Genomic DNA, 22,509 nt, shown 5'->3' on the forward strand with positions numbered 1-22,509 from the left:
TCAAGCACCCTGTTGAGTTCTCAAAGAACAACCACACACCAACCAGAAACCCCCCATCAGGAGGACCACCAGCCGGGGCATCTCGTCCCGCAACCGGCCGCTCTCGCGCCGGGCACTTTTACTACGTTACCTCACCGTCTCAGCCGTGTCAAACCGTGCATCCCGGTCTGTCGTGCTTTGTACGGGTACCGCGCCGACGACCGCAGGCAGCGGCGAGCCGCTGTCGTGATCATCGGATTTGGCAGGCCGGCCGCTGCGGTCTCCCGCTAGCTCGCCCGGGGCCCTGCCGGTCGTCGAGCTTACCCGGTCGGTTCCGCCGCTCCAAATCCGCCTCGCGGCAGATCCAGGGGCACCGCCCGATCCGACCCCGACGGCGTACAGCCCGTCTGACCCGGAAGCCTTTCCCGCGCTCCGGCCTCCAGGACTTTCGCCCCGTTTCGTCCGTTCCGCGCTGGCAGAGAGAAAGTTACGCGCCGGGGAGTTGATCGTCAAATCCGGGGGCCGCGTCCCCGGTCACACCATCCACCCCTGAAGATGTGCCCAGCTCAGGAGGGTTTCCGCTCAACCCTGGCGCCGGCCGGCGGCCCGCAGGCCCAGGATCCCGAGGACGCCGACCGCGGTACCGATGGCCAGGGACGCCGTGATCAGCAGGGCGTGGATCCACAGGAAGCCGGTCGGGGCCCCCTCGCCCGACGTTCCGCCCGCCCAGGAGCGCGGGTCGTCCCAGATCGCCAGGGCGAACCGGGGCCAGATCAGCCAGGTCCAGACGCCGACCCCGACCAGGAAAGCGGCCCATCCGCGTGACAGCACCATGACTGGCGAGTATGCCAGCGGCGCTTGCGCGGAGGCTTGCTGATCGACGCTGGACGGGACCCGTCGCCGCAGGTCAGGACACGCGGCGGCGACCGCTGCTTGATCCACTCCATGTCGCCGACATGGCGGAGATCCCGGCACCCGAACACCACCATGTCCCCGACATGGCGACGCTCACCGGGGCGCACCACACCAGGACCGTGGCCCGGACCGGCCGGGGCTCGAACGCGGGTTCCCCCTGGTCGACCGGGCTCACCGGACGACGGCCGGGACAGCTACGGTGGAGGCATGGTCCGGCTGTGCACCTGTGCGCCCGAGGCCGTCGATCCGGTCGACGGCACTTCGGTGGGCGCTGCGCCGGCCATGTCGACCGGCTCCGGCTACGGCCGTGAGCGCACCCTGGACGTCCTGCGTGCCGGCGGGCTGCGGTTCCGCGACGGCGGGCGATGGCGCCCGGCTCTCGTCTGACGAGCCGATCCACCTGACCTCGGGGGCGATCTCCGCCCCGGTCAGCGCGCGCCCGCGCGTCCCCCCACGCTTCCTTGAAGGCACACGAAAGGCGTACCACCATGTCCGCAGTACGGATGCTCACCGGCGACCGCCCGACCGGGCGGCTGCACCTCGGCCACTACGTCGGCAGCATCGCCAACCGGGTGCGACTGCACCAGCGGTACGAGAGCTTCTTCATCATCGCCGACCTGCACATGCTGACCACCCGCAACACCCGCGAGGACATCGACCGGGTCTCCCACAACGCCCGGGAGATGGTGACCGACATCCTCGCCGCCGGGGTGGACCCGGCCCGGGCGACGTTCTACCTGCAGTCGGCCATCCCCGAGGTGGGCGACCTGAACACCCTGTTCCAGAACCTGGTGACCGTGCCCCGCCTGGAGCGGGTGCCCTCGCTGAAGGACATGGCGCGCGCCGCCGGAAAGGACGAGATGCCGTACGGGCTGCTCGGTTACCCCGTACTCCAGGCGGCCGACATCCTCTGTGTCAAGGGGCAGGTGGTGCCGGTCGGGAAGGACAACGCGCCGCACGTCGAGGTGACGCGGGAGATCGCCCGCCGGTTCAACCACCTGTACGGGGAGGTCTTCCCCGTGCCGGAGCTGATCGCCGCGGAGACGCCGACGCTGGTGGGAACGGACGGTCAGGCCAAGATGAGCAAGAGCCTGGGTAACGCGATCTCGCTCTCCGACGACGCGGCGACCGTCCGCCGGGCGGTGATGGGCATGTACACCGACCCGAACCGGGTGCGCGCCGACGTCCCGGGCACGGTGGAGGGGAATCCCGTCTTCACGTACCACGACGTGTTCAACCCGGACCGGGCGCAGGTGGCGGAGCTGAAGGAGCGGTACCGGGCCGGCCGGGTCGGGGACGTGGAGGTCAAGGAGAAGCTGGCGGTGGCGCTGAACCGGTTCCTGGACCCGATCCGGGAGCGCCGGGCGCGGATCGAGGCGGACCGCGGCATGGTGGACCAGCTCATCGTCGACGGGACCGAGCGGACCCGGGCCGAGGTGCGGCGCACCCTGGTCGAGGTCCGCCGGGCGATGGGGCTGACCGGCGCGTACCAGCAGGTCCGGCGGCGGGCGGAGCGGGCCCGTCGGTCCGCCGCCGCGCCGGCCTGACCGGCGTACGGCGGTCTCGGCGAGGGTGCCGACCGGTCCGGACGGGCGTGGCCCGCGCCCGGGCTTGTCGGCTACGCTGCCGGCGTGACCAGTTGCGGCGACCACGCCACCGCCGGCGCGCCCCAGGGCGCCCTGGCCGGGTCGGTGCGCCGCGAGCGACGCCGGGCTCGTTCGAGCCCCCGTCGACGCTGAGCTGACACACGTCCTCCTGCGACCGGCGGATCGAGCCGCCGGTCCCGCCCGATCGACACCTCGGTCCGTCCGGAGTCCCCATCCGGCGACCCGCCCGACGCGGGTCCGAGCGAGATCGGCGTACCCATGGATCTGGAGCAGTTGCTGGCCGACCGGCTGGCACCCGCGTTCGCGACGGTGACCGGCGGTCCGGTCGACCCGGCGGTGCGGCGCTCGACGCGCGCGGACTACCAGTCCGACGCGGCGCTGGCGCTGGCCCGGCGGGTCGGCCGCCCGCCGCGGGAGATCGCGGCCGAGGTGCTGGACCGGGCGGCGCTGGCCGACCTGTGCGCGGCGGCGGAGGTGTCGGGGCCGGGCTTCATCAACCTCACCGTGTCCGACGGGGCCCTGGCCGCGGCCGTGGTCGCGCTGGCCGGCGACCCCCGGCTGGGCGTGCCGCGCGTCGCCGATCCGGAGACCGTGGTGGTCGACTACTCCGGGCCGAACGTGGCCAAGGAGATGCACGTCGGTCACCTGCGGTCGACCGTGCTCGGGGACGCAGCGGCCCGGCTGCTGGAGTGGCGCGGGCATCGGGTGGTGCGCGCGAACCATCTCGGGGACTGGGGTACGCCGTTCGGGATGCTGATCGAGCACCTGCTCGACCTCGGTGAGGCCAGGGGCGCGCGCGATCTGTCGATGGACGACCTCGACTCGTTCTACCGGGCCGCCCGGGCGAAGTTCGACGCGGACGAGGCGTTCCGGGAACGATCGCGGCTGCGGGTGGTCGCGTTGCAGGCGGGCGACGGGCGGACGATGCGGCTGTGGCGGCTGCTGGTGGGACGCTCGGAGGAGTACTTCCTCCAGGTGTACCGGCGGCTGGACGTCACGCTCACCGGCCGGGACTTCCACCCGGAGAGCCGCTACCAGCCGCTGCTCGACCCCGTGGTGGACGAGCTGGACCGGCTCGGGCTGCTCCGCGACAGCGACGGCGCCGCCTGCGTCTTCCCGCCGGGATCGGTGGGCCGGGACGGGGAGCCGCTGCCGCTGATCGTGCGCAAGCGGGACGGCGGTTACGGCTACCCGGCGACGGACCTGGCGGCGCTGCGCCACCGTACGGGGGAGCTGGGCGCGACGCGGATGCTCTACGTGGTCGGCCTGCCGCAGCGGCGGCACTTCGAGATGGTCTTCGCCGTGGCCCGGGCGGCCGGTTGGCTGCCCGGGGCGGCCCGGGCCGAGCACGTCGGCTTCGGCTCGGTGCTCGGCGCCGACGGCCGGATGCTGCGCAGCCGGGCGGGCGCCCCGGTCAAGTTGGCCGACCTGCTGGACGGGGCGGTGGCGCGGGCGACCGCGCTGGCCCGGCGGAAGAACCCGGGGCTGGACGAGGCGGAGGCCGTCGAGGTGGGCCGGGCGGTCGGCATCGGCGCGGTGAAGTACGCGGACCTGGCGACCGACCGGAACCGGGACTACGTCTTCGACTGGGACCGGATGCTGTCCCTCGACGGCAACACCGCGCCGTACCTGCAGTACGCGTACGCCCGGATCCGGTCGGTGTTCCGGCGGGCGGAGCCGTTCGGGTACGACGGTGCGTTCCTCGACGCGGACGACGCGTCGCCGCTGCCCGCCGCCGGCCCGGCCGCGGTGCCCCTGGGGGACCCGGCGGAGCGGGCGCTGGTGTTCGCGCTGCTCGGGTTCGCCCCGGTGGCGGCGGAGGTGGAGCGGACGTTGGAGTTCCACCACCTGGCCGGCCACCTGCACCGGGTGGCGACGGCGTTCAGCGCGTTCTACGAGCGCTGCCCGGTGCTGCGCGTCGAGGAGCCGGTCCGCGGCGGGCGGCTGCTGCTGTGCGGGCTGACGGCCCGGGTGCTCCGGTGGGGCCTGCACCTGCTCGGCATCCGTACCCCGGAACGGTTGTGAGCCCCAGGCGGAACCCACCCGACGGAGGGACCGTCGTTCTCGCCCGGGACGTTCACGGGCCGCGCCCGCCCGGCGGTACCCGTCAGGGCCGCCGGGCCGGTAGGTTCGGTCGACATGCTTCCGTTCTTCGATCGAGGGAGCCGGGTCCGTGTCGCACGTCGAGAAGATCACCGGTGAGCTGCGGGCGCTGACGACCGGCGTCGAACGGGCGCAGGGGCTGGCCGCCGCCGCCCGTCAGCAGGCGCAGGAGGTGGCGCTGCGGGCCGCCGGTGCCGGCTTCGCCGCCGTGGCGGCGGGCGTCGCGCGGGTGCAGGGCGCGATCTCCGAGATCCAGGGCGGCCTGGGCGGGCTGGCCACGTCGATCGGCGCGGCGACGAAGACGACCGCCTCCGTACCCCAGCAGGCGACGCCGCAGGAGACGATCACCGGGCTGACGCCGGTGCGGGACGTCGTCGACAGCGCCCGCGACGCCACTGCCGGGGGTCATCGCCCAGGTCGGCGAGGCCCAGCGGCTCGCCACCCTGGTCCTCCAGGGCGGGCAGCCCGGCCCGATGCTGGCCGGGCTGGAGAGCGTCAAGCAGGTCCTGACGATGGTGCTCCAGCGGACCGGCGCCGCCCGGCAGTCCGTGGAGGCCGCGATCGCCGAGGCGCGCCGGCTGGGATCGGACGCCTGAACGGGGCGGGCCGGCTCGTGTCGACCGCCCGCCCCGGCCACGGGCAACGAAGCCGGACGCCGCCCGACGCCCTCAGGCGGGGACGACGGAGAGGTGGGGCGCACCGCACCGACGACCAGCGGTTGCAGCGCCGCGAGCACTTCGATCATGGGGTTCCTCTCTGGGTTGTGCGGTGGGTGCGTCCCGGGCGGCGCGCGGTCGCGTACCGCCCGGGACGCGCCGGTCAGGCGGCGGCGTAGACGGTGGCGATGTCGATCTCGTTGGTGTCCGGGTGCCAGGCACCGAGCACCTGGACGTGCCGGCCGACCTTCAGCAGCGACAGGTCGCTGACAGCGGGGGTGCCGTTGTAGCCCGCGGCGGAGCGGCCCGCCACGACGTGCGCGACGATGCGCTGCCCCTTGTGGTCGAGGTACGGCACGTTGCGGCCGACCGATTGGATGTGCGCGTGCAGGTTGACGATGTTGACCCACACGGAGTCCGCGGCGAGCGTGCCGTCGGGCAGGCGGACGCCCCTGGCGTAGAGCCCGTCGCGGGCAAACCCGCCCTGACCAGTGCCGACGATAGGTCCCAATCCGGCTGCGGCTATGGCGGGTAGTGCTAGACCGGACAGACCGGTAGGGTTGCGCCCACATCGCCGTCGGCCGGCTGGACCCGGCCGCTGGTGCCTTGTGGGCTGCCCATGATTGGAATTCAACTTGGCGCACGAACAGGCCGACCGCGAAAACAGAGACCGTGATTCGGACGAGCACGGCCAGCCAACGGCGTCGAACCCGCGTCGCGGTCCGCAGAAATCCCTCAAGCGGCGGGTCATCCGGCTCGTGCTCATCCCCAGTGTCGTCGCCCTGGTCATGTGGCTCGTCGCGTCCGGATACCTGCTTTTCCAGGGCTTCTACAACCGTGAGGTCGCCAACAGCGTCCGCCAGGTGTCGATTCCGGCGGTCTCCGCGCTGGCCTCGCTCCAGCAGGAACGACGGCTGAGCGTCGCCTACCTGGCCCAACCTTCGCGGGACCTGCAGAAGCTGCTCGACCAGCGGCAGCAGACGGACGAGCGGGTCGCGGCCATGCGCGCCGCCGCCGAGTCGGCGCTTGCCAACGCCCCGCAGTCGATCCTGAAGCGGTGGAAGGGGCTGGCGGGCCATCTGGACGAGCTGCCGGGCGTACGGAGCACCGTCGACTCCCGGTCGGCCGACCGGCAGAACGTGTACGACTTCTACAACGAGCTGCTCGACGCCGCGACCGGGCTCTTCGACACCCAGGCCCGGATCGTCCCCGACGTCGCGGCGACCCAGGGCGGCATCGCGGCGACCGAGACCTTCCGCGCCAGCGACCTGATGTCCCGGGCCGGGTCGACCATCGACAGCGCCTTCGGCGCCCGTACGTTCAGCGAGCAGGACTACCTCAACTTCGTGAGCCTGGTGGGCGCCTACCACTCCAGCCTGGCCGACGTGGCACCACACCTGCAGCCGGAGGCGCGCGAACGCCACGCGGCGATCACGGCGGGTGACCCCTGGAAGCAGTTGACCGCCGCGGAGAACGCGCTCATCGCCGCCGGCCCGTGGCGGGACGGCGTACCCCGGGCGCTGCCGTTCACCAGGCCCCAGTGGGACACGCTCACGACTCAGGTCTCCGACGAGCTGATCAACCTGACCATCGAGCAGGCCGACAGGGTCTCGGCGGAGACCCTCCGCACGGGCAACGGGCAGCTGCTGACCGCGTCCCTGGGCAGCCTCCTGGCGTTGTCCATCGCGATCGCCGCGATCCTGTGGGCGATCCGCCAGTCGCGGATCCTGGTGGACCGCGCGCTGTCCGTCCGGCTGGCACAGCTGGGCAGGGACGCCGCCGCGATGGTGGACGAGCAACTGCCCGCGATGATGGAACGCCTGCGACGGCGGGAGAAGGTCGACGTCACGGTCGAACTTCCCATGCAGGACTACGGCAGCGACGAGATCGGCCGGGTCGCCGAGGTCATCAACAGGTCGCTGCAGGCGGCGGCCGGCGCGGCCGTCGACGAGGCGAAGACCCGGGCGGCCGGTGTCGCCATGCTGATGGGTGTCGCCCGCCGGCCCCAGCGGCCCCTGCAGCGCGGCCTGAAGGTCATCGAGGACCTGCAGAACCGGATCGGCGACGAGAAGCTGTTGACGGAGCTGTTCGACATCAACCACCAGCTCACCCAGACCCGGCGCTTCCTGGAGAACCTGGTCATCCTGGCCGGTGGCCAGATCGGCCGGCGTTTCCAGAACCCCGTCCCGGTACGCCGGGTGATGCTGGCGGCGTTCGCCGAGGCCCAGCACTACCAGCGGATCACCCTGCGTAACGCGCCGGACGCGGCGATCGTGGGGCCCGCCGTCGCCGGGACCATCCACCTGCTGGCCGAGCTGCTGGACAACGCGCTCGCGTTCTCCCCGCCAGAGACGACGGTCTGGGTGAACTGCGTCGAGGTCAAGAACGGCGTCGCCGTCGAGATCGAGGACGCCGGCGTCGGCATGAAGGCGGAGGCCCTGGAGCGCGCGAACGAGCTGCTGGCCACCGCGCCCACGCCGGACGTGACCGCGCTGAAGGACGGCGCGCAGGTCGGTCTGCACGTGGTCGCGGAGCTGGCCAAGCGGGAGGGCATCCAGGTCAGCCTCCGCGCGTCGGCGTACGGTGGTCTGCTCTCGATCGTGCTCCTGCCGGACCGGGTGCTCGCCGCCGATCCGGTGGCCCCGGACCTGGACCGCACGGACCCCGGCATCAGGCTGCCGGTGACCGCCGCGTCGGCGGCGCTGGCCGGTGGCGGGCAGCCGGGCGGGCGACCCGCTGGCGGCGGTGGTGTCGCGACGGCCGTCCCGCCCCAGTCGGCCCGGCCGCTGACCCGGCCCCAGATCGACCGACCGCACCGCGTGGGGGGCATGATGAGCGACTCCCAACCGACGAAGAACACCACGGCCACCCCGTCGCGACAGCCGCAGGCCCCCGTCCCGCCCGGCCTCGGCGGCGGCACGCTCGGCCTCGGCACCCCACCGCCCGGCGGCATGGCGGCACCCGGCCTCGGCACCGGCAGGACCGCGCACCCGGGCATCGGCAGGACCGCGCACCCGGGCATCGGCAGGGTCACGCTCGGCAACGGCACCCAGGACCCCGGCGGCAACGGCACGCTCGGCCTCGGCGGCAACGGCACGCTCGGCCTCGGCGGCAACGGCACGCCCGGCCCCGGTGGCAACGGCATTCCGGGCCTCGGCGGCGGCTCGGCCATCCCCGGCAACGGCACGCCCGGGTCGCGGAACGCGACGCGGCCGCCGCTGCCGCACCGGCAGCCGCAACAGCACCTCGTGCCGGAGCTGCGCGACGACGATGTGCCGGGAGGCGCCCCGCGGGCGGCGGAGCCGGCCAGGTCGCCGGAGGAGACGCGGGCGCGTTTCGCCAGGTACCAGCAGGCATGGGCCGCCGGCCGGGCCGCGGGCATCGACGAATCGGCAACCAGAGACAGTCAAGGCAGGAAAGCGTGACCAACTCGACACCTCAGACCGATCTGACCTGGATCCTGGACGATCTCGTGGAGGTTTCCGACGTCGTCTACGCACTGGTCCTGTCCACCGACGGGCTGATCGTCCAGAAGTCCACGTCCCTGTCGCAGGACGCCGGCGAGCTGCTGGCGGCCGGCGCGTCGTCGCTGTACAGCGTCGCGGCGGGAATGGGCCGGCGCTTCGAGAGCGGGCCGGTGCAGCAGGTCATCATCGAGTACCAGGGCCGCACCCTGTTCGTCGCCGCCGCCGGCCAGAACGCGCGGCTGGCCGTACTCTGCGAACCGTCCGTCGACATGGGCACGGTCGCCTACGAGATGAGCCGGCTGGTGACCCGCATCGGCGAGTACCTCGGCTCGGAGGCGCGACCGCCCGTCCTTCCGCTCAGCGAGTCCGTCGGGCAACGACCATGACGTACGACGTGTGGGACGGCGACGACGAGGCGGAGGCCGGGCGGCTCGTTCCCCTGTACATCCTGGTCAACGGCCGGACGAGTCCACGCAACAGCAACCTGGACCTGGCCACCCAGGTCATCGCGCTGCCCGTCGACACCACACGGTTGGAGATGGAGTACCGGGAGATCGTCAACCGCTGCACCAACTGGATCTCCATCGCCGAGATCGGCGCCTACCTGCACAGGCCACTCACCATCACCAAGGTGATGGTCGACGTGCTCGTCGAGCAGGGGTTCCTGGACATCGGATCCCCGGCACAGCAGAAGATCGCTGACCGTCGGCTGCTCGAAACCGTTCTCGCCGGCCTGCAGCGGCTCTAGAAGAGGGACTGGTGTACGTGGATCGGAAATCGGTCAAGGTCGTTGTGGCGGGCGGCTTCGGCACCGGCAAGACCACCTTGGTCGGATCGGTCAGTGAGATTCCGCCGTTGGTCACGGAGGAGGTGCTGACCCAGGCCAGCGTCGGTGTGGACGACATCACGGGCGTCGAGGGCAAGGCGAGCACGACCGTCGCCCTGGACTTCGGGCGCATCACCATCGCCCCGGACGTCGTGCTCTACCTGTTCGGCACGCCCGGGCAGGACCGGTTCTGGTTCATCTGGGACGAGCTCGCGCAGGGCGCGGTGGGCGCGATCGTGCTGGTCGACACCAGGCGGTTGGGCACGAGCTTCCCCGCCATCGACTACTTCGAGCGGCGGGGCATCCCCTTCGTCGTCGCCGTCAACCGGTTCCACGGGGAGTGCCTGTACAGCGCCGACGAGATCCGGGCGGCGCTGGAGCTGGACGCCGCCGTACCGCTGCTGTGGTGCGACGCCAGGGACCGGGAGTCCAGCAAGCAGGCGCTGATCGAGCTGGTCCAGCACGCCCTGGCGCGGCTGCCGGTCCGCGCGTGAGGGGCGGTTCCGGCCCGAGCGGGACGTCCCCGGCTCCGGTGCGCCTCTCGGCGGCCGACGGAACCGGGGACCGTCGCGCTCAGCCGTAGGTCGCCACGTGCCGGCCCGTCGCCGGCGGCAGCGGCTCCAACCGCACCTTGAAGTGGCGCAGCAGCGGCGGCGACGAGACGATCCGGTACCCGCGGACCCGCTCGGGGTCCTTCGCGACGTCGGCGAGGACGGCGGCCACGTACTCCAGGTGCGTGTCGGTGTAGACCCGGCGCGGGATCGCCAGCCGCACCAGCTCGAAGGGTGCGGGGGTGAGCAGCCGGTGGTGCTCGTCCATCTCGCCCAGGTAGAGCGACCCCAGCTCGGCGCAGCGGATCCCGCCGTCGAGGAAGAGCTGGCAGCCCAGGGCGTGCCCGGGGAACTCCCGGGGGGACAGGTGCGGCAGCAGCCGCCCGGCGTTGAGGTACAGGGCGTGGATGCCCGCGGGGCGCAACGTGGCGACCCCCACGTCGTCGAGCAGCTCGGCCAGCCGCTCGGTGGACGCGGCGCGGGACCGCAGGTACGCCGGGTCGACCACCTCCCGTAGCCCCTGGGTGAGTCGTTCGAGGTCGTGCCCGGCCAGCCCGCCGTAGGTCGAGAACCCCTCGGTGGCGATCAGGTTCGCCTCGCACTCGGCGTACAGGTCGTCGTCGCGCAGCCCGATGAACCCGCCGATCGCCGCCAGGCCGTCCTTCTTCAGGCTCACCACGCACCCGTCGGCGAGCTGGAACGCACGGGTCGCGATCTGCCGCGGCGTCCACGTGCCGTAGCCCGGCTCGCGCTGGTTGACCAGCCAGGCGTTCTCGGCGAAACGCGCCGCGTCCAGGAAGAACGGCACGCCGTGACGCCGGCACAGCTCCCGGGCGGCCGCCAGGTTGGCCATGGACACCGGCTGCGCGCCGAGGCCGTTGTTGGTGATGGTCATCAGGACCAGGCCGACCCGGCGCCCCTCGGGCCCGGTGAGGGTGCGTTCGAGCGCCGCGAGGTCGATGTTGCCCTTGAACGGCTCGGCGCTGTCGAGGTCGGCCGCCTCGGGGCACGGAAGGTCCCGCGGCTCCGCGCCGGCGAGCACCACGTTGGCGTGGGTGGTGTCGAAGTGGGTGTTGCTGACGCAGATCTGCCCGGGCTTGAGCAGGCTGCCGAACAGGATGCGCTCGCCGGCGCGGCCCTGGTGGACCGGCAGGATCCGCGGGTAGCCGGTGAGATCGCGTACCTCGTCCCGGAACCGGAACCACGATCGCGCGCCGGCGTACGACTCGTCGCCGAGCGCGGCGGCCGCCTCCTGCGCGGCGGACGTCGCGCCGGTGCCGGAGTCGGACAGCAGGTCGATGGTGATCTGGTCGGCGCGCAGGTTGAAGGGGTTGTACCCCGCCTCCGCGAGCGCCCGCCGGCGTTCCTCGGCGGTGAGGAAGGGGATCGGTTCGACGACCTTGATCCGGTACGGCGGCAGGGCCTTACGCACATCCATGTGGGAACTCGCTCCTCGCGGGGGTCAGGGGCGCCGGGTACGACCGGCCGGGGTCGGCGACGCCTCACGCCCCACCGGCACCCGCCGCGGGCGGGGCGGGCACACCCGGTACGCCTCGGCGGACAGGTAGACGGTCACGCCCGGCCTGGGCGCACCCAGCCGCAGCGACACGTGCGCGATCAGTCCGACGCCCTCACTGAGCGGCCGGGGCGTCACCGCGCTGATCGCGCGGTCCAGCCCGGCGGTGTCGAATCCGTAGCGGACCAGCAGCGCCGCCACCCGGTCACGGGCCTCCTGGTCGTCCGTGACGTAGCTCCGGATCGGCACGTAGATGCTGTACCCGACCGGTCGGTCGACGCCCTCGGTGAAGGTGTAGCTGCCCACGAGCGGGCGGCCGTCGAAGCGGCGGGTGCCGCCGCCGGCCACCGCGCAGAACTCCTCGATCTCCGCCACGTCGACGCCGTCGACCACGCCGGCCGCCCGGGTCACGTCCCACACCTCGGCCTCGTGGTGGGTCAGGTAGAGCTTGACCCGGGCCTGCGGCCCGTCGTGCAGGTCGACCGCGAAGAACGTCAGCCGGTCGCCGCGACCCAGCTCGCCCGGCCGGACGCCGTGCTCGAGCAGCGTCCGGTACGACGCGCCGAGCCCGAGCCGGCGCAGGGCCTCGGCCACCAGGGCGGGCGCCTGCTCGACCCCCCTGGCCTCGGGATTGAGGTAGACCTTGAGCTCGGGTCGCCGGCCGTTGCGGAAGACCAGCGAGCACCACATCGTGAACTCGCCCTGCGGATCGTCGGTGGCGAACAGGTCCCGCACCGAGTCCAGGCGGGTCGTCGACAGGCCGGCCCCGCGGGCGTACGCGTCGAGGAAGCCGCGCGTGGCGGCCAGGTTGGCCAGCGGGCCGGGCGGCGACCCCAGCGTCTCGCCCAGGACCCGCAACGTCGGGGGCTCCGCCTCGTTGAAGGCTATGGAGAACTCCACGGGCGTGTGGTCGTCGGAGATGTCGGAGGGCCATACTGGCGGTTCGTACAGTTGGCGCTGGCCGACGGGCCCGAGCAGACCCGCCAACAGGGTCCGGGGTTCGGCCGGGTCAGCCCCGGCCACCTCGCACAAGCGCGCCAACTGACCGTCCAGATGGCTAGAGACGGACAAGTCGGCCATCACTCTCCCCTTGATCGACCCTGCCGGACAAACGAGACTTTAATGATCATGTCGCATAAAGGTCAACATCGATCACAGTCTGTCACCACATAACGGATCGAAGGGCCGGGGAAGGCCACCGTACGTAACAAGGTGACAGACGTCGTCGTCCCGGACCCGGCTCGACCGCGGCCGCCTGGCACGTGCGGCCGGCGTCGCCGACCGGTGGTGGGGACCCCGCTGTCGGGGCAAGTATCCTGAAGCGTCCACCCGCCCCTGCCGAGGAGCTGCGAACAATGACGCCCGCGGACCCATCCGCCCCGGCAGGCCCGTCGCTGGACACCGCCCACGGATCAGTCGTCCTGCCCACCTTCCTCCCCGACGCGACCCGGGCCTCGGTCCGGGCTGTCGACACGCTCGACCTGTCGACGGTGGGGATCGAGGCGGTCATGGTCAACGCCATGCACCTGGCCCAGCGGCCGGGGTTGCGGACGGTCAAGCGGGCCGGCGGCCTGCACAAGTTCATGGCCTGGGACGGCGTGATCGTCTCCGACTCCGGCGGGTTCCAGGTGCTGTCCCTGCTCCGCAAGCAGGGCAAGACCGGGGCGATCCGGTCCGGCGGGGTGACCTTCCAGGAGTCGCCCACCGCGAAGAAGATCGTGCTCACCCCGGAGAAGGTCATGGAGTGGCAGTTCGGCCTCCGCTCCGACGTGGTGGTCGCCCTGGACGACTGCACCGGCCCGGACGACTCCCCGGCCGAGCAGCTCGCCTCGACCGAGCGGACCATCCGCTGGTTCCGGCAGGCCCGCGAGGCGTACGACCTCCAGTGCCGGCAGCGACGGGGGGCGCAGCCACCGCTACTGGTCGGGGTGGTGCAGGGCGGCACGGACCCGGAGCTGCGGCAACGCTGCGTGGACGCGCTGGTCGAGTCGGGGGCGCAGGGGTTCGGGTTCGGCGGCTGGCCGCTCAGCGCCGAGGGGGAGCTGGAGCGCGAGATGTTCGCCCTGCTCGCCCGGATCACCCCGCAGGACGCGCCGCTCTTCGCCCTCGGGGTGGGCCGCCCCGAGCACCTGGTCTCGCTGTGCGAGCTGGACACCCGCTGGGTCTTCGACTGCACCATCCCGACGCGGGACGCCCGGCACGGCCGGCTCTACTCGTTCGTGCCGGAGATCGCCGACCGGTTGCTGACGCCGGACCGGAGCTTCTACCAGAACGTCTACATCCTGGACGAGGAGAACTCCTGGAAGGACGAGCCGATCTGCGCGACCTGCGACTGCCCGACCTGCCGGCGGTACAGCCGTAGCTACCTGCACCACCTCTTCCGAGTGAAGGACGGCCTCGCGGACCGGCTCGCCACCATGCACAACCTGCGCTTCTACACCCGGCTGCTGGAGATGATCAAGGGTGGCCGGATGGCCCGGCCGTGCCTGCGCGAGCCGAGCCGGGTGGGGTGACCCACCGGTGACGTCCCCGCCGCCCGCCGTGGAGAAGGTGCTCGCCCGGCTCACCGCCGCGCCCAAGTACCGGGACGTGCACCCGGAGACGATCGCCGACCTGGTCCGGTGGGAGGCACGGGCCACGGCAGACCCGGCCGAGCTGGAGCGCCTGGTCCGGGCCCGGCTGCACAAGGTCGCCGCCCTGCACCTGCTCACCGCGCGGCCGGCGGCGCTGCGCAAGACGTTGGACCGGGCCGACCTCGCGGACCCGCAGGCCCGACGGGAGTGGTGCCGGCAGGTGCTGGCCGGCCACTTCTCCTCGGCCGAGCGCCTGCCCGACCTGGACGCCTTCTATCCGGCCCTGTTCGGGCTGGTGCCGCCGCCGCGTACGGTGGCTGATCTCGCCTGCGCGCTGAACCCGTTCAGCCTGCCCTGGCTGCGGGAGGTGAGCGACGCGCGGTATGTCGGCTACGACTTCAACTCGACGTTCGTCGCGCTGGGCAACGCCTTCCTCAGCCGCGCCTACCCGGACAGCGAGGTCCGGCACTCCGACGTGCTCGGCGGCGACTCCGAGGTGACCGCCGACCTGGCGCTGCTGCTGAAGACGTACCACTGCATGGAGGGGCGCCGGCCCGGGGCGGGCCTGGCGCTGGTCGACCGGCTGGCGTGCCGGCACGTGGTGGTGTCGTTCCCGACCCGGGCCATGAACGGCCGGGCGGCGGTCTTCGTGCCCCGGCACGTCGCGGAGCTGGCCGAGCTGGCCCGCGACCGGGGTTGGAGCTGGTCGCGGGCCACGCTCGACACCGAGGACCTGGTGGCGATCGGCAAGGGCTGACGCCGGCGCAGGGCCGGGGCCGGCCCCCGCCGGGGTCGCCGGTCAGTCCTCCCAGAGGCGCTCGACGATCGCCGTGGTCTCCTCCCGGGTACGCGGCCGGTCGGCCAGCCCGTCCATCGCCCCCCAGGCGCTGGCGTACCAGGACTCCTCGGTCAGCTCGCGGTCGGCGAAGCGGCCGGAGAGCGCGGCGCAGACCCGGTCGATCCGGCCGCACGCGTCGGAGACCACCTCGTCGGTGAAGGCCGCCGACGGGGTCTGGTTGTCGCCCTCGAAGAAGAGCAGCCCCTCGGCCGTGGCGACGGCGTGGAAGGCGTCCTGCACCTCGTCGTCGGCGCAGACGAACTGGAAGAGGTTGCCGTTGCCGGCCAGGTCGATCGGGACGCCGGCGTCGACGAACGCCTGCCGGGTGTGGGCGATGAAGCGGTCGCCGGCGGCCCGGATGGCCCGCTGCGGCTCCCCGGTCGCCATCCGCCGGAGCGTGGTGGTCGCGGCGGCCAGCATGGTCGGCTCGAAGTACGAGGTGAACGAGACGTCCTCCAGCGCGGCGAGGAGTTGCCCGTCCCCGCCCACCGCCGTGACCGGGGCGCCGTTGGCCAGGCACTTCGACACGATCCACACGGCCGGGTCGAGCAGGTCGGTGGAGAGCCCGGCCCGGTAGCGGAGGCCGACCTTGACCTCGTCGGCGATGACCGGGACCTCCGCCTCGCGGGTCAGCCGGGTGAACTCGGTGTACCAGCGGTCACCGAGGTGCATGTGGTCGGGCGAGATGACCACCGTGGCCACCTGCTCCGGCCTGGCCAGCCACTCGGCGAGCACGTCCAGGTCGAAGAGGAACTCGACGATGCCGTGCTCGTTGGGGGCGAACGGCTCGTCGGTGTGCCACATCGGGTCGTACCCGTGGTAGCCGGAGCTGAGGACGAGCGGGCGCTCCCGGGCGTCCCGGACGGCGGAGGTGACCGACCGGAGCGCGGCGGTGCCGGTCCGGTAGAGGCCGACCGCGTCCCCGCCGAAGACCTCGTGCAGCTGGCCGAGCAGGCCGTCCAGCACCGGGCTCCAGGCGGTGCCCACCCCCGACCGGCCGCGGGCGGCGCGGGCGATCGCCTCGGCGACCTCCTCGTCGCCGTGCCCCAGGATGACCGAGCCCCGGGCGTTGTCGAAGTCGATCCAACGCCGACCGTCCGGGTCGGTCAGGTAGGCGCCCGACCCCTCGACGAAGACCCGGGGACGTCCGTCGGCGTCCCGGGGGCAGGTCGGTTCCTGGGCCAGCAGCTTGCCGGCGTCGATGTCGATGGTCATGGGTACGGCTCGATTCACTCTGGTCGGACGGGGCGGATGGGGGAAACCTCGGGCTCGATGCCGAGCTCCCGGCGCAGCAGCCGGTGCGCCATGCGGAGGGCGAGTGCCTGGATGCTGAGGGTGGGGTTGACGCCGCCCGGGTAGGGCATGACGCTGCCGTCGACCACCATCAGGTTGGTCAGGCCGTGCACCCGGCCGTCCGGGTCGGTGACCGAGGTGAGCGGGTCGGTACCGGCGCGGCAGGTGCCGTGCAGGTGCGTGCTGCCCATCCAGAAGTACGACGAGTCGCGCCAGGTCAACTCACAGCCGGCCGCCCGCAGGATCTCCTCCGCCCGGCGCTGGAGGTACTCCAGCCGGGCCCGGTCGCGGGGGTGCGGGGAGTAGTCCATCACGATGTCCGGCAGCCCGAACCGGTCCACGCCCCGGCCGAGCGTGACCCGGTTGTCGGCGCGGGGCGTGTCCGGCACCAGGCACTCGAGCCGGATGATCTGCTCGTCGGGGCGCAGCCGGAGGGCCTCCTCCGGCTGGGACTCGATGATCAGGCCACCGAACCCGCCGGGCGCGTCGTCGGCGGTGTAGTAGTCGGTGATCGCGGCGGTGGAGAAGGGGCCGGGGCCGGCGACCCGGCCGGCGCCGGCCGTGGTCCCGTCCGTCCGGCGGTAGCCGTGCAGGTACCCGCTCATCTTGAAGCAGAGCCCCCGACCGACCATGTCGTGGTCGTTGCCCAGGCCGTGCGGGCTGAGGTCGTCGGTGGAGCGGAGCAGCAGGGCCGCGCTCTGGACGGCGTTGCCGGCGACGATCACGTGCCGGGCCCGGAACACGTGCCGGTTGCCGTTGTCCACCCGGATGCACTCCACACCGTCCACACTGGTGGCGTCCCGGCGGAGCACCCGGACGGCCTTCAGCCCGGCGAAGAGGCGCAGCCCGGCCTTGCGCGCCGGGTCGAGGAAGACGGTGACCGCGTCCCCCTTGGCGCCCCGGTCGCACCGGTTCGAGATGCACGGGCGCTCCCCGGCGCACGGGAGCCGGCCGTGGTAGGGCTCGGAGGCAATGGCCAGCGGGGTCGGGAAGGGTTGCAGGCCCAGGGATCGGGCGGCCGACCTGATCGCCGCGCCCTCGGCGGTGGTCTCCACCGGCCGCATCGGGTACGCGGGGTCGGCCGGCAGGCTCGGGTCGTGCCCGCCGCCGGCCACGCCGAGCGCCGACTCCACCAGGTCGTAGTAGTGGTAGATCTCCTCGACCGCCCAGGGCCAGCGCAGCGGCAGGTCGGAGCGGCCCAGCCGGCTCTCCGCGTCGAAGTCGACGGGGCGGTGCCGGAAGACCGCGCCACCGTAGAAGACCGTCCCCCCGCCGACGTTGCAGGTGGACCAGGGGTTACCGGTCTTCTCCCAGACGCCGCTGTCCTGGCGGATCCAGGCGGTCTCGGCGACCGTCTCGACGTCGTCGTAGCTGACCCACGGGTCCACGAAGGGGCCCTGTTCGATGACGACGACGTCGAGGCCGGCCCGTTGCAGGGCCCATGCGGTGATCGCGCCGGAGGCACCGCTGCCGATCACGCACACGTCGGCGACGTGGCCGGTGTCGTCGGCGGTCGGCTCGGGGCCGTACCGCAGCCGAGCCGTGATCTCATCGTGGCCGGTCATGGGGTCGGTGAGAGCACTGATGACAACCTCCCGGGGTGCGTCTGCGTGCCGGCCGGCGGCACCGGCCCCGGCTGGGACCGGCCGATCACCGGGATCACTCGTACGGCGGCACGGCGGAGGGGTGTGGGCCGACGGACACGGGATCGGACCGCATCGCTTCGGGGGGACTCCGGACGTTGAGAACCTGACCCGTGAGGCCGCGCGCCCGGGCGTCGGTGACCGCCCAGGCCACCAGCCGGGCGGCGGCCCCCACGTCGTCCGGTGCCTCCGGGCCGCCCATGTCGGTGGGGATCCAGCCCGGATCGACCGCGTTGACGGCGATGTCCTGCGCCCGCAGGGCCACCGCCAGGTTGACGGTCATGATGTTCAGGGCGGCCTTGGACATCCGGTAGCCGGTGGCCTCCCCGTCGGCGGTGGCCGGGTCGGCGTCGTCGGCGCTCACGTTCACCACGGCGGCGCCGGTCGCGGCGCGCAGCAGCGGGAACAGGGCCCGGGTCAGCAGCAGGGGACCCACCGCGTTGACGGCGAGCAGCTCGTGGACGGCCTCGGCCGTCACGCTCTCCAGGCCGGCGTCGCGTTCGTCGAGGAAGACTCCCGCGTTGTTGACCAGGCCGGCGAGGCGGCCACCGGTCAGGACCGCCACAGCCTCGGCCGCCGCCGCGATGCTCGCCGGGGAGGTCACGTCCAGGGGTACGTGGTCGGCCCGACCGCCGCGCCGGCGCAGGGTCTCGACGGCCGCCGCGCCCCGCCGGTCGTCCCGGCAGCCGAGCAGGACGGACCACCCGTCGTCGGCCAGCAGGGTCGCGGTGGCCAGGCCGAGGCCGCGGTTGCCGCCGGTCACCAGGACGTGCCCGCGTGCCGGGGTGGCGTGCATGGTCGGCCGCCCGGTCACTTCCGGCTCGACGCGCCGGCCCCGGCGAGGACGGCCCGGTAGCAGTCCAGCATCCGGTCGCGGGTGGCGGCCATGTCGAAGGTGCTGGCGGTCGCGGGCTGTGCGGCCTTGAGCTGGGCGACCACGGCGTCCCGGTCGGCCAGCACGCGCCGGACCACCTCGGCCAGCCCGCGTACGTCGCCGGGTTCGGCGAGCAGGTCGGGGCAGGCCGAGCCGATGGTGCTGCGCAGCCCGCCGACCGCATACGCGGCGACCGGCGTGCCCGTCATGATCGCCTCGATCGCGCTGCCCCCGAGTTCCTCGTGGATCGAGGGCATGACCAGGGTGTCCACGAGGGCGAGGGCGGCGGGCACCTGCTCGTGCGGCAGGAACCCGGTCACCACGAACTGGTGCGACCGGCCGGCCTCGGCGATCTCCCGTTCCATCCGTTCCCGCTGCGGGCCGTCCCCCACGACGAGGAAGGTCGGGTCGAGGTCGTCCAGGAGCTCTGCCAGCCGGAGCAGGTCGGGCCAACCCTTCTCGTGGGCCACCCGGCCGACGTACCCGATCAGGGGCCGGCGGCCGGTCAGCCCGTACCGCTCGGCGAAGGCCGCCGCCTCGGCCGGCCCGGCCGGCGTGATGTCGACCGCGTCCGGGTTCACCACGATCGCGGAGCGGTCCAGGCCGGTCGCGGCGCTGACCACGTCGGCGGTGCGGGTGGTCAGGGTGCTCACGCGGGCGGCGTAGCGCAGGGCCTGCCGTTCCGCGTGGGTGACGAGGCGGTGCGCCATGCTGTCCACGACCGACATCGGCTGGTAGACGGACAGCCGGGAGCAGTGCAGGGTGAGCACGTACGGCACGCCCAGCAGCCGGGCGGCGACGCGGCCGGCGACCAGCGGCCAGATCTGACCGTCGGCGTGGACGTGGACGAGGTCGGGACGCCAGTCGCTGCGTCGCAGCCGGAGACATTCGCGCACGGTCGCCAGCAACCAGGCCTGTCCCAGCCCGACCAGGCCGGTGATCTCGGAACGGACCTTGGGCAGCGACGTGCGGGCGATCCGAACGGTCAGCCCCGGCTCTATTTTCTTCGTCGGTGGAAGCCCGGGAAAGCCCAGGGTCAGCACGAGCTGATCGGCTCCCGCCCTGGCCAGGCTGCGGGACAACGCCAGGATCTGCACCTGCATGCCGCCCACCGGATCGAATTCGGCCGGCCAGTGGTCGACGTAGTCGTGGTGAAAGAATGGAGTCAACCGAAGTATGCGCACCGCGCCACCCGATCCCCCCGGGAGAGTGTCGGAGAGCTATTTCTGAATGATGTAAATCAGCTCGCTGCCGATCTCGAGTCGCTGAATTCGGCAAGACCGCTCTCTGGCCTGCGACTCAAAACTAGTTGAATAGTTCTGAAACATGCCTTTCGATCGCCGGCCAAGAGACTTGGTCGGGAAGGTTACCACAACAATTGGCGAGTTGACAATATCGATAACTTCCCAGCCAGCGCCCCGTTGTTGAGTGTCCAGGCAGGGGAGCGTCTTGAGCAATAGCGTGACGTCCGCCGGTTCGTCAAGGTGGTCCTCCAACAGGTCGACCACGCTTGTCCGATGTGCGACACCCAGTCGGGTCAGGGCGGCGTCGACGAAGTCGACCAGACGGGCGTCGATGTCGGAGGCGACGTATACGGTCTCCGGTGGCAGTTCCATCCACGGCGCGGCCAGGGGGTTGAGCCCGCACGCCAGGTCACGTAGCACGCCCGGCCTGGGCACGTGACGGAAGACCTCCTGATAGAACTCCCCGAGCACGGGCAGGCGCTCCCGGGTCGAGACGTGGACCGACATGGCCCGGTGCAGTGCGGTTCGCACCGCCTCGTCGTCACCCTCGGTAACCGCGGCGTCCAACTGGCGCAACAGGGCGGGGTAGTTGGGCGGACTCGGCGGCAGGAACGCCCCGTAGATCTCGTGTAGGCCACGCTTGGTGCGCTTCACCGCGTCCGGCACGTCGCCCCGAGCCGCGACCAGGGCGGCCCGGGCCAGCCGGCGCACCGTCGCCGGCGCCACCGTCTGATAACGGCGACTCTTGGTGATCGCCTGTTCGATCTGAGCAATTCGGCCGTCGGCCTCGGGCGCGGTCATCGGTTCCTCCGGGGATTACTGGACGGACGGACGAAGCTACGCAGCAAATTCGTCCGATCCATTGCTGTGCGTGCGAAGCGTCCTCACCCCGCGGGCCGGACATTGTTTCGCCGGTATTAGGACCAAACAGCGGGAACGCCCACTCGTCACGTTCCGTGGCGGGGCCCGTGGCGGTCGGCCTGTCCAGCAAGTCCGGGTTGGCCGAGTTTTTACACGTCGACAGTAGTGATTGCGTCTGGCACACTTGGGCCGGCCGCGATCTAATGGCAACCTCAGTCTGGCTAGGGGAGGACGTGGACGTGACCCTTCTTGCCGCCAATGGTGGTTCCCCGATACGCACGGAGCGCTGGCCGTTGTGGCCCGCTTCCGCGCCCGGCACCCTCGACGCTCTGAATGAGGTACTCCATTCCGGCCGCTGGGCCATCAGCGGCCCCTATCAGGGAAAACAGAGTTTCGAGCGGCGATTCGCGGCGGCGTTCGCCGAGTTCCACGAAGTCCCGCACTGTGTCCCGACCTCCAGCGGTACCGCCAGCCTCATGGTCGCTCTCGAGGCGTGTGGGGTCGGTAGCGGTCACGAGGTTATCATCCCCGGTCTGACCTGGGTCGCCAACGCATCCACCGTGGCCGGGGTCAACGCGGTGCCCGTGCCGGTGGACGTGGACCCGCGGACGCTCTGCCTGGACCCGGCGGCCGTGGAGCGGGCGATCACCCCGCGCACCGCGGCGATCGTCGTGGTGCACCTCTACTCCGCCGTGGCCGACCTGGACGCGCTGACCGCGATCGCCGAGCGGCACGGCATCCCGCTCATCGAGGACTGCGCGCAGGCGCACGGCGCCCGCTACCGCGACCGTCGGGTCGGCACGTTCGGCGCCTTCGGCACCTTCAGCATGCAGCACAGCAAGGTGCTCACCAGCGGCGAGGGCGGAGCGGTGATCACCGCGGACGCGGCCCTGTCGCGGCGGGCCGAGCACCTGCGGGCCGACGGCCGCACCTACACCCCGCACGTGCCCGCCGTGGGCGAGATGGAGCTGGCCCAGACCGCGGAGCTGATGGGCAGCAACCGGTGCCTGTCGGAGTTCCAGGCCGCGATCCTGCTCACCCAGCTCGAGCTTCTCGACGAGCAGAACGAGCGGCGGCGGGCCAACGCGGCCCTGCTCGACGAGGGGCTCGGGTCGATCGGCCTCACACCGCAGGTGTCCTCGCCCGGCACCACCCACCGCACCTACTACGAGTGGGCCGGCCGGATCGAGGACGACGAGATCGCCGAGCTCGGCGTGGAGCGCATCGCCCAGGCGGTCGCCGCCGAGCTGGCGGGCGCCGCCGTCTCCCCCGGCTACCCCCCGATGAACCACAACCGGCTCTACCAGCCGTCCACACGGGCACGGTTCAAGGGCCGAAGCGGCCTGGACCTGACCGGCTACTCGCTGCCGGTCGCCGAGGACGCGGGCCGGAGGTTCGCCACCATCCACCACTCGGCACTGCTCGGCAACGAGTCCGACATGAAGGACATCGTCCGAGCATTCGAGAAGGTGTTCGCAAATCACCAGGAGCTACGCGACTGACCACCGGGCCGGCGGGACAACCCCGCCGGCCCGGTGCCGGTTTGCGTGATCGGGAGTCCTG

At 72.2% G+C, this 22,509-nt stretch carries 19 protein-coding genes and 1 pseudogene; 11 read left to right on the forward strand and 9 right to left on the reverse strand.

Annotated elements, in window-relative coordinates:
* Positions 1–561: 561 nt before the first annotated feature.
* Complete coding sequence (locus ACGFIZ_RS21915) at positions 562–813, reverse strand: SCO4848 family membrane protein (protein ID WP_393421929.1); 252 nt, start codon at positions 811–813, stop codon at positions 562–564.
* A gap of 288 nt (positions 814–1,101) precedes the next feature.
* On the opposite strand from ACGFIZ_RS21915, the gene ACGFIZ_RS21920 reads away from it, so the two are divergent.
* The 4 genes and pseudogenes from ACGFIZ_RS21920 (at position 1,102) to ACGFIZ_RS21935 (ending at position 5,200) form a co-directional block, all read left to right on the forward strand.
* Positions 1,102–1,281: a hypothetical protein gene (locus ACGFIZ_RS21920; RefSeq protein WP_393421931.1), complete on the forward strand. Its 180-nt coding sequence runs from the start codon at positions 1,102–1,104 to the stop codon at positions 1,279–1,281.
* Between the two features lie 101 nt (positions 1,282–1,382).
* The gene (trpS, locus tag ACGFIZ_RS21925; protein ID WP_347668739.1) at positions 1,383–2,441 is read left to right on the forward strand and encodes a tryptophan--tRNA ligase; all 1,059 of its coding nucleotides are present in this window, start codon (positions 1,383–1,385) and stop codon (positions 2,439–2,441) included.
* Positions 2,442–2,759: 318 nt separating this feature from the next.
* Complete coding sequence (gene argS, locus ACGFIZ_RS21930) at positions 2,760–4,526, forward strand: arginine--tRNA ligase (protein ID WP_393421934.1); 1,767 nt, start codon at positions 2,760–2,762, stop codon at positions 4,524–4,526.
* A gap of 148 nt (positions 4,527–4,674) precedes the next feature.
* Positions 4,675–5,200, forward strand: a pseudogene (locus ACGFIZ_RS21935) (DUF6244 family protein).
* Between the two features lie 223 nt (positions 5,201–5,423).
* Here the strand turns inward: ACGFIZ_RS21935 and ACGFIZ_RS21940 are convergent.
* On the reverse strand, positions 5,424–5,771 hold the full coding sequence (locus ACGFIZ_RS21940; RefSeq protein WP_393421936.1) for a hypothetical protein: 348 nt from the start codon (positions 5,769–5,771) through the stop codon (positions 5,424–5,426).
* Between the two features lie 247 nt (positions 5,772–6,018).
* Here ACGFIZ_RS21940 and ACGFIZ_RS21945 point away from each other — a divergent pair, with 247 nt between their 5' ends.
* The 4 genes from ACGFIZ_RS21945 to ACGFIZ_RS21960 are packed head-to-tail and all read left to right on the forward strand — an operon-like array spanning position 6,019 to position 10,047.
* Positions 6,019–8,685 (forward strand): nitrate- and nitrite sensing domain-containing protein, encoded by a 2,667-nt coding sequence (locus ACGFIZ_RS21945; protein WP_393421938.1) that lies wholly within the window; start codon positions 6,019–6,021, stop codon positions 8,683–8,685.
* Positions 8,682–9,113: a roadblock/LC7 domain-containing protein gene (locus ACGFIZ_RS21950; RefSeq protein WP_393421940.1), complete on the forward strand. Its 432-nt coding sequence runs from the start codon at positions 8,682–8,684 to the stop codon at positions 9,111–9,113. Before ACGFIZ_RS21945 ends, ACGFIZ_RS21950 begins: the two co-directional genes overlap by 4 nt.
* Complete coding sequence (locus tag ACGFIZ_RS21955; RefSeq protein WP_393421942.1) at positions 9,110–9,475, forward strand: DUF742 domain-containing protein; 366 nt, start codon at positions 9,110–9,112, stop codon at positions 9,473–9,475. Before ACGFIZ_RS21950 ends, ACGFIZ_RS21955 begins: the two co-directional genes overlap by 4 nt.
* Before the next feature lie 17 nt (positions 9,476–9,492).
* Positions 9,493–10,047 carry an ATP/GTP-binding protein gene (locus tag ACGFIZ_RS21960; RefSeq protein WP_347668749.1) on the forward strand — a complete coding sequence of 185 codons (555 nt, stop codon included), beginning with the start codon at positions 9,493–9,495 and terminating at the stop codon, positions 10,045–10,047.
* A 79-nt stretch (positions 10,048–10,126) separates the two neighbouring features.
* Here ACGFIZ_RS21960 and ACGFIZ_RS21965 read toward each other — a convergent pair whose 3' ends face one another.
* Both ACGFIZ_RS21965 and ACGFIZ_RS21970 read right to left on the reverse strand, forming a co-directional pair.
* The gene (locus ACGFIZ_RS21965) at positions 10,127–11,542 is read right to left on the reverse strand and encodes a tryptophanase (RefSeq protein ID WP_393421944.1); all 1,416 of its coding nucleotides are present in this window, start codon (positions 11,540–11,542) and stop codon (positions 10,127–10,129) included.
* A 24-nt stretch (positions 11,543–11,566) separates the two neighbouring features.
* The gene (locus ACGFIZ_RS21970) at positions 11,567–12,700 is read right to left on the reverse strand and encodes a DMATS family aromatic prenyltransferase (protein ID WP_393421946.1); all 1,134 of its coding nucleotides are present in this window, start codon (positions 12,698–12,700) and stop codon (positions 11,567–11,569) included.
* A gap of 275 nt (positions 12,701–12,975) precedes the next feature.
* Between ACGFIZ_RS21970 and ACGFIZ_RS21975 the strand changes: the two genes are divergently transcribed.
* Positions 12,976–14,133, forward strand: a complete 1,158-nt coding sequence (locus tag ACGFIZ_RS21975; RefSeq protein ID WP_393421948.1) for a tRNA-ribosyltransferase family protein — start codon at positions 12,976–12,978, stop codon at positions 14,131–14,133.
* A 7-nt stretch (positions 14,134–14,140) separates the two neighbouring features.
* Positions 14,141–14,950 carry a hypothetical protein gene (locus tag ACGFIZ_RS21980; protein WP_393421950.1) on the forward strand — a complete coding sequence of 270 codons (810 nt, stop codon included), beginning with the start codon at positions 14,141–14,143 and terminating at the stop codon, positions 14,948–14,950.
* Between the two features lie 42 nt (positions 14,951–14,992).
* Here ACGFIZ_RS21980 and ACGFIZ_RS21985 read toward each other — a convergent pair whose 3' ends face one another.
* The 5 genes from ACGFIZ_RS21985 to ACGFIZ_RS22005 form a co-directional block, all read right to left on the reverse strand.
* Positions 14,993–16,246, reverse strand: coding sequence for an aminotransferase class III-fold pyridoxal phosphate-dependent enzyme (locus ACGFIZ_RS21985; RefSeq protein WP_393421952.1), 1,254 nt, complete (start codon positions 16,244–16,246; stop codon positions 14,993–14,995).
* Positions 16,247–16,260: 14 nt separating this feature from the next.
* Positions 16,261–17,889 (reverse strand): GMC family oxidoreductase, encoded by a 1,629-nt coding sequence (locus tag ACGFIZ_RS21990; protein ID WP_393421954.1) that lies wholly within the window; start codon positions 17,887–17,889, stop codon positions 16,261–16,263.
* 94 nt (positions 17,890–17,983) lie between these two features.
* On the reverse strand, positions 17,984–18,781 hold the full coding sequence (locus tag ACGFIZ_RS21995) for an SDR family NAD(P)-dependent oxidoreductase (protein ID WP_393421956.1): 798 nt from the start codon (positions 18,779–18,781) through the stop codon (positions 17,984–17,986).
* A complete protein-coding gene (locus ACGFIZ_RS22000) occupies positions 18,778–20,010 on the reverse strand; it encodes a glycosyltransferase family 4 protein (protein WP_393421958.1) in 1,233 nt (410 codons plus the stop codon). Before ACGFIZ_RS22000 ends, ACGFIZ_RS21995 begins: the two co-directional genes overlap by 4 nt.
* Positions 20,011–20,061: 51 nt before the next feature.
* Positions 20,062–20,886: an Rmt family 16S rRNA (guanine(1405)-N(7))-methyltransferase gene (locus tag ACGFIZ_RS22005; RefSeq protein WP_393421960.1), complete on the reverse strand. Its 825-nt coding sequence runs from the start codon at positions 20,884–20,886 to the stop codon at positions 20,062–20,064.
* Between the two features lie 263 nt (positions 20,887–21,149).
* On the opposite strand from ACGFIZ_RS22005, the gene ACGFIZ_RS22010 reads away from it, so the two are divergent.
* Positions 21,150–22,448: a DegT/DnrJ/EryC1/StrS family aminotransferase gene (locus tag ACGFIZ_RS22010; protein ID WP_393421962.1), complete on the forward strand. Its 1,299-nt coding sequence runs from the start codon at positions 21,150–21,152 to the stop codon at positions 22,446–22,448.
* The last annotated feature ends 61 nt before the right edge of the window (positions 22,449–22,509 follow it).

It is taken from the genome of Micromonospora sp. NPDC048830, from assembly GCF_043198215.1.
Lineage (GTDB): Bacteria > Actinomycetota > Actinomycetes > Mycobacteriales > Micromonosporaceae > Micromonospora.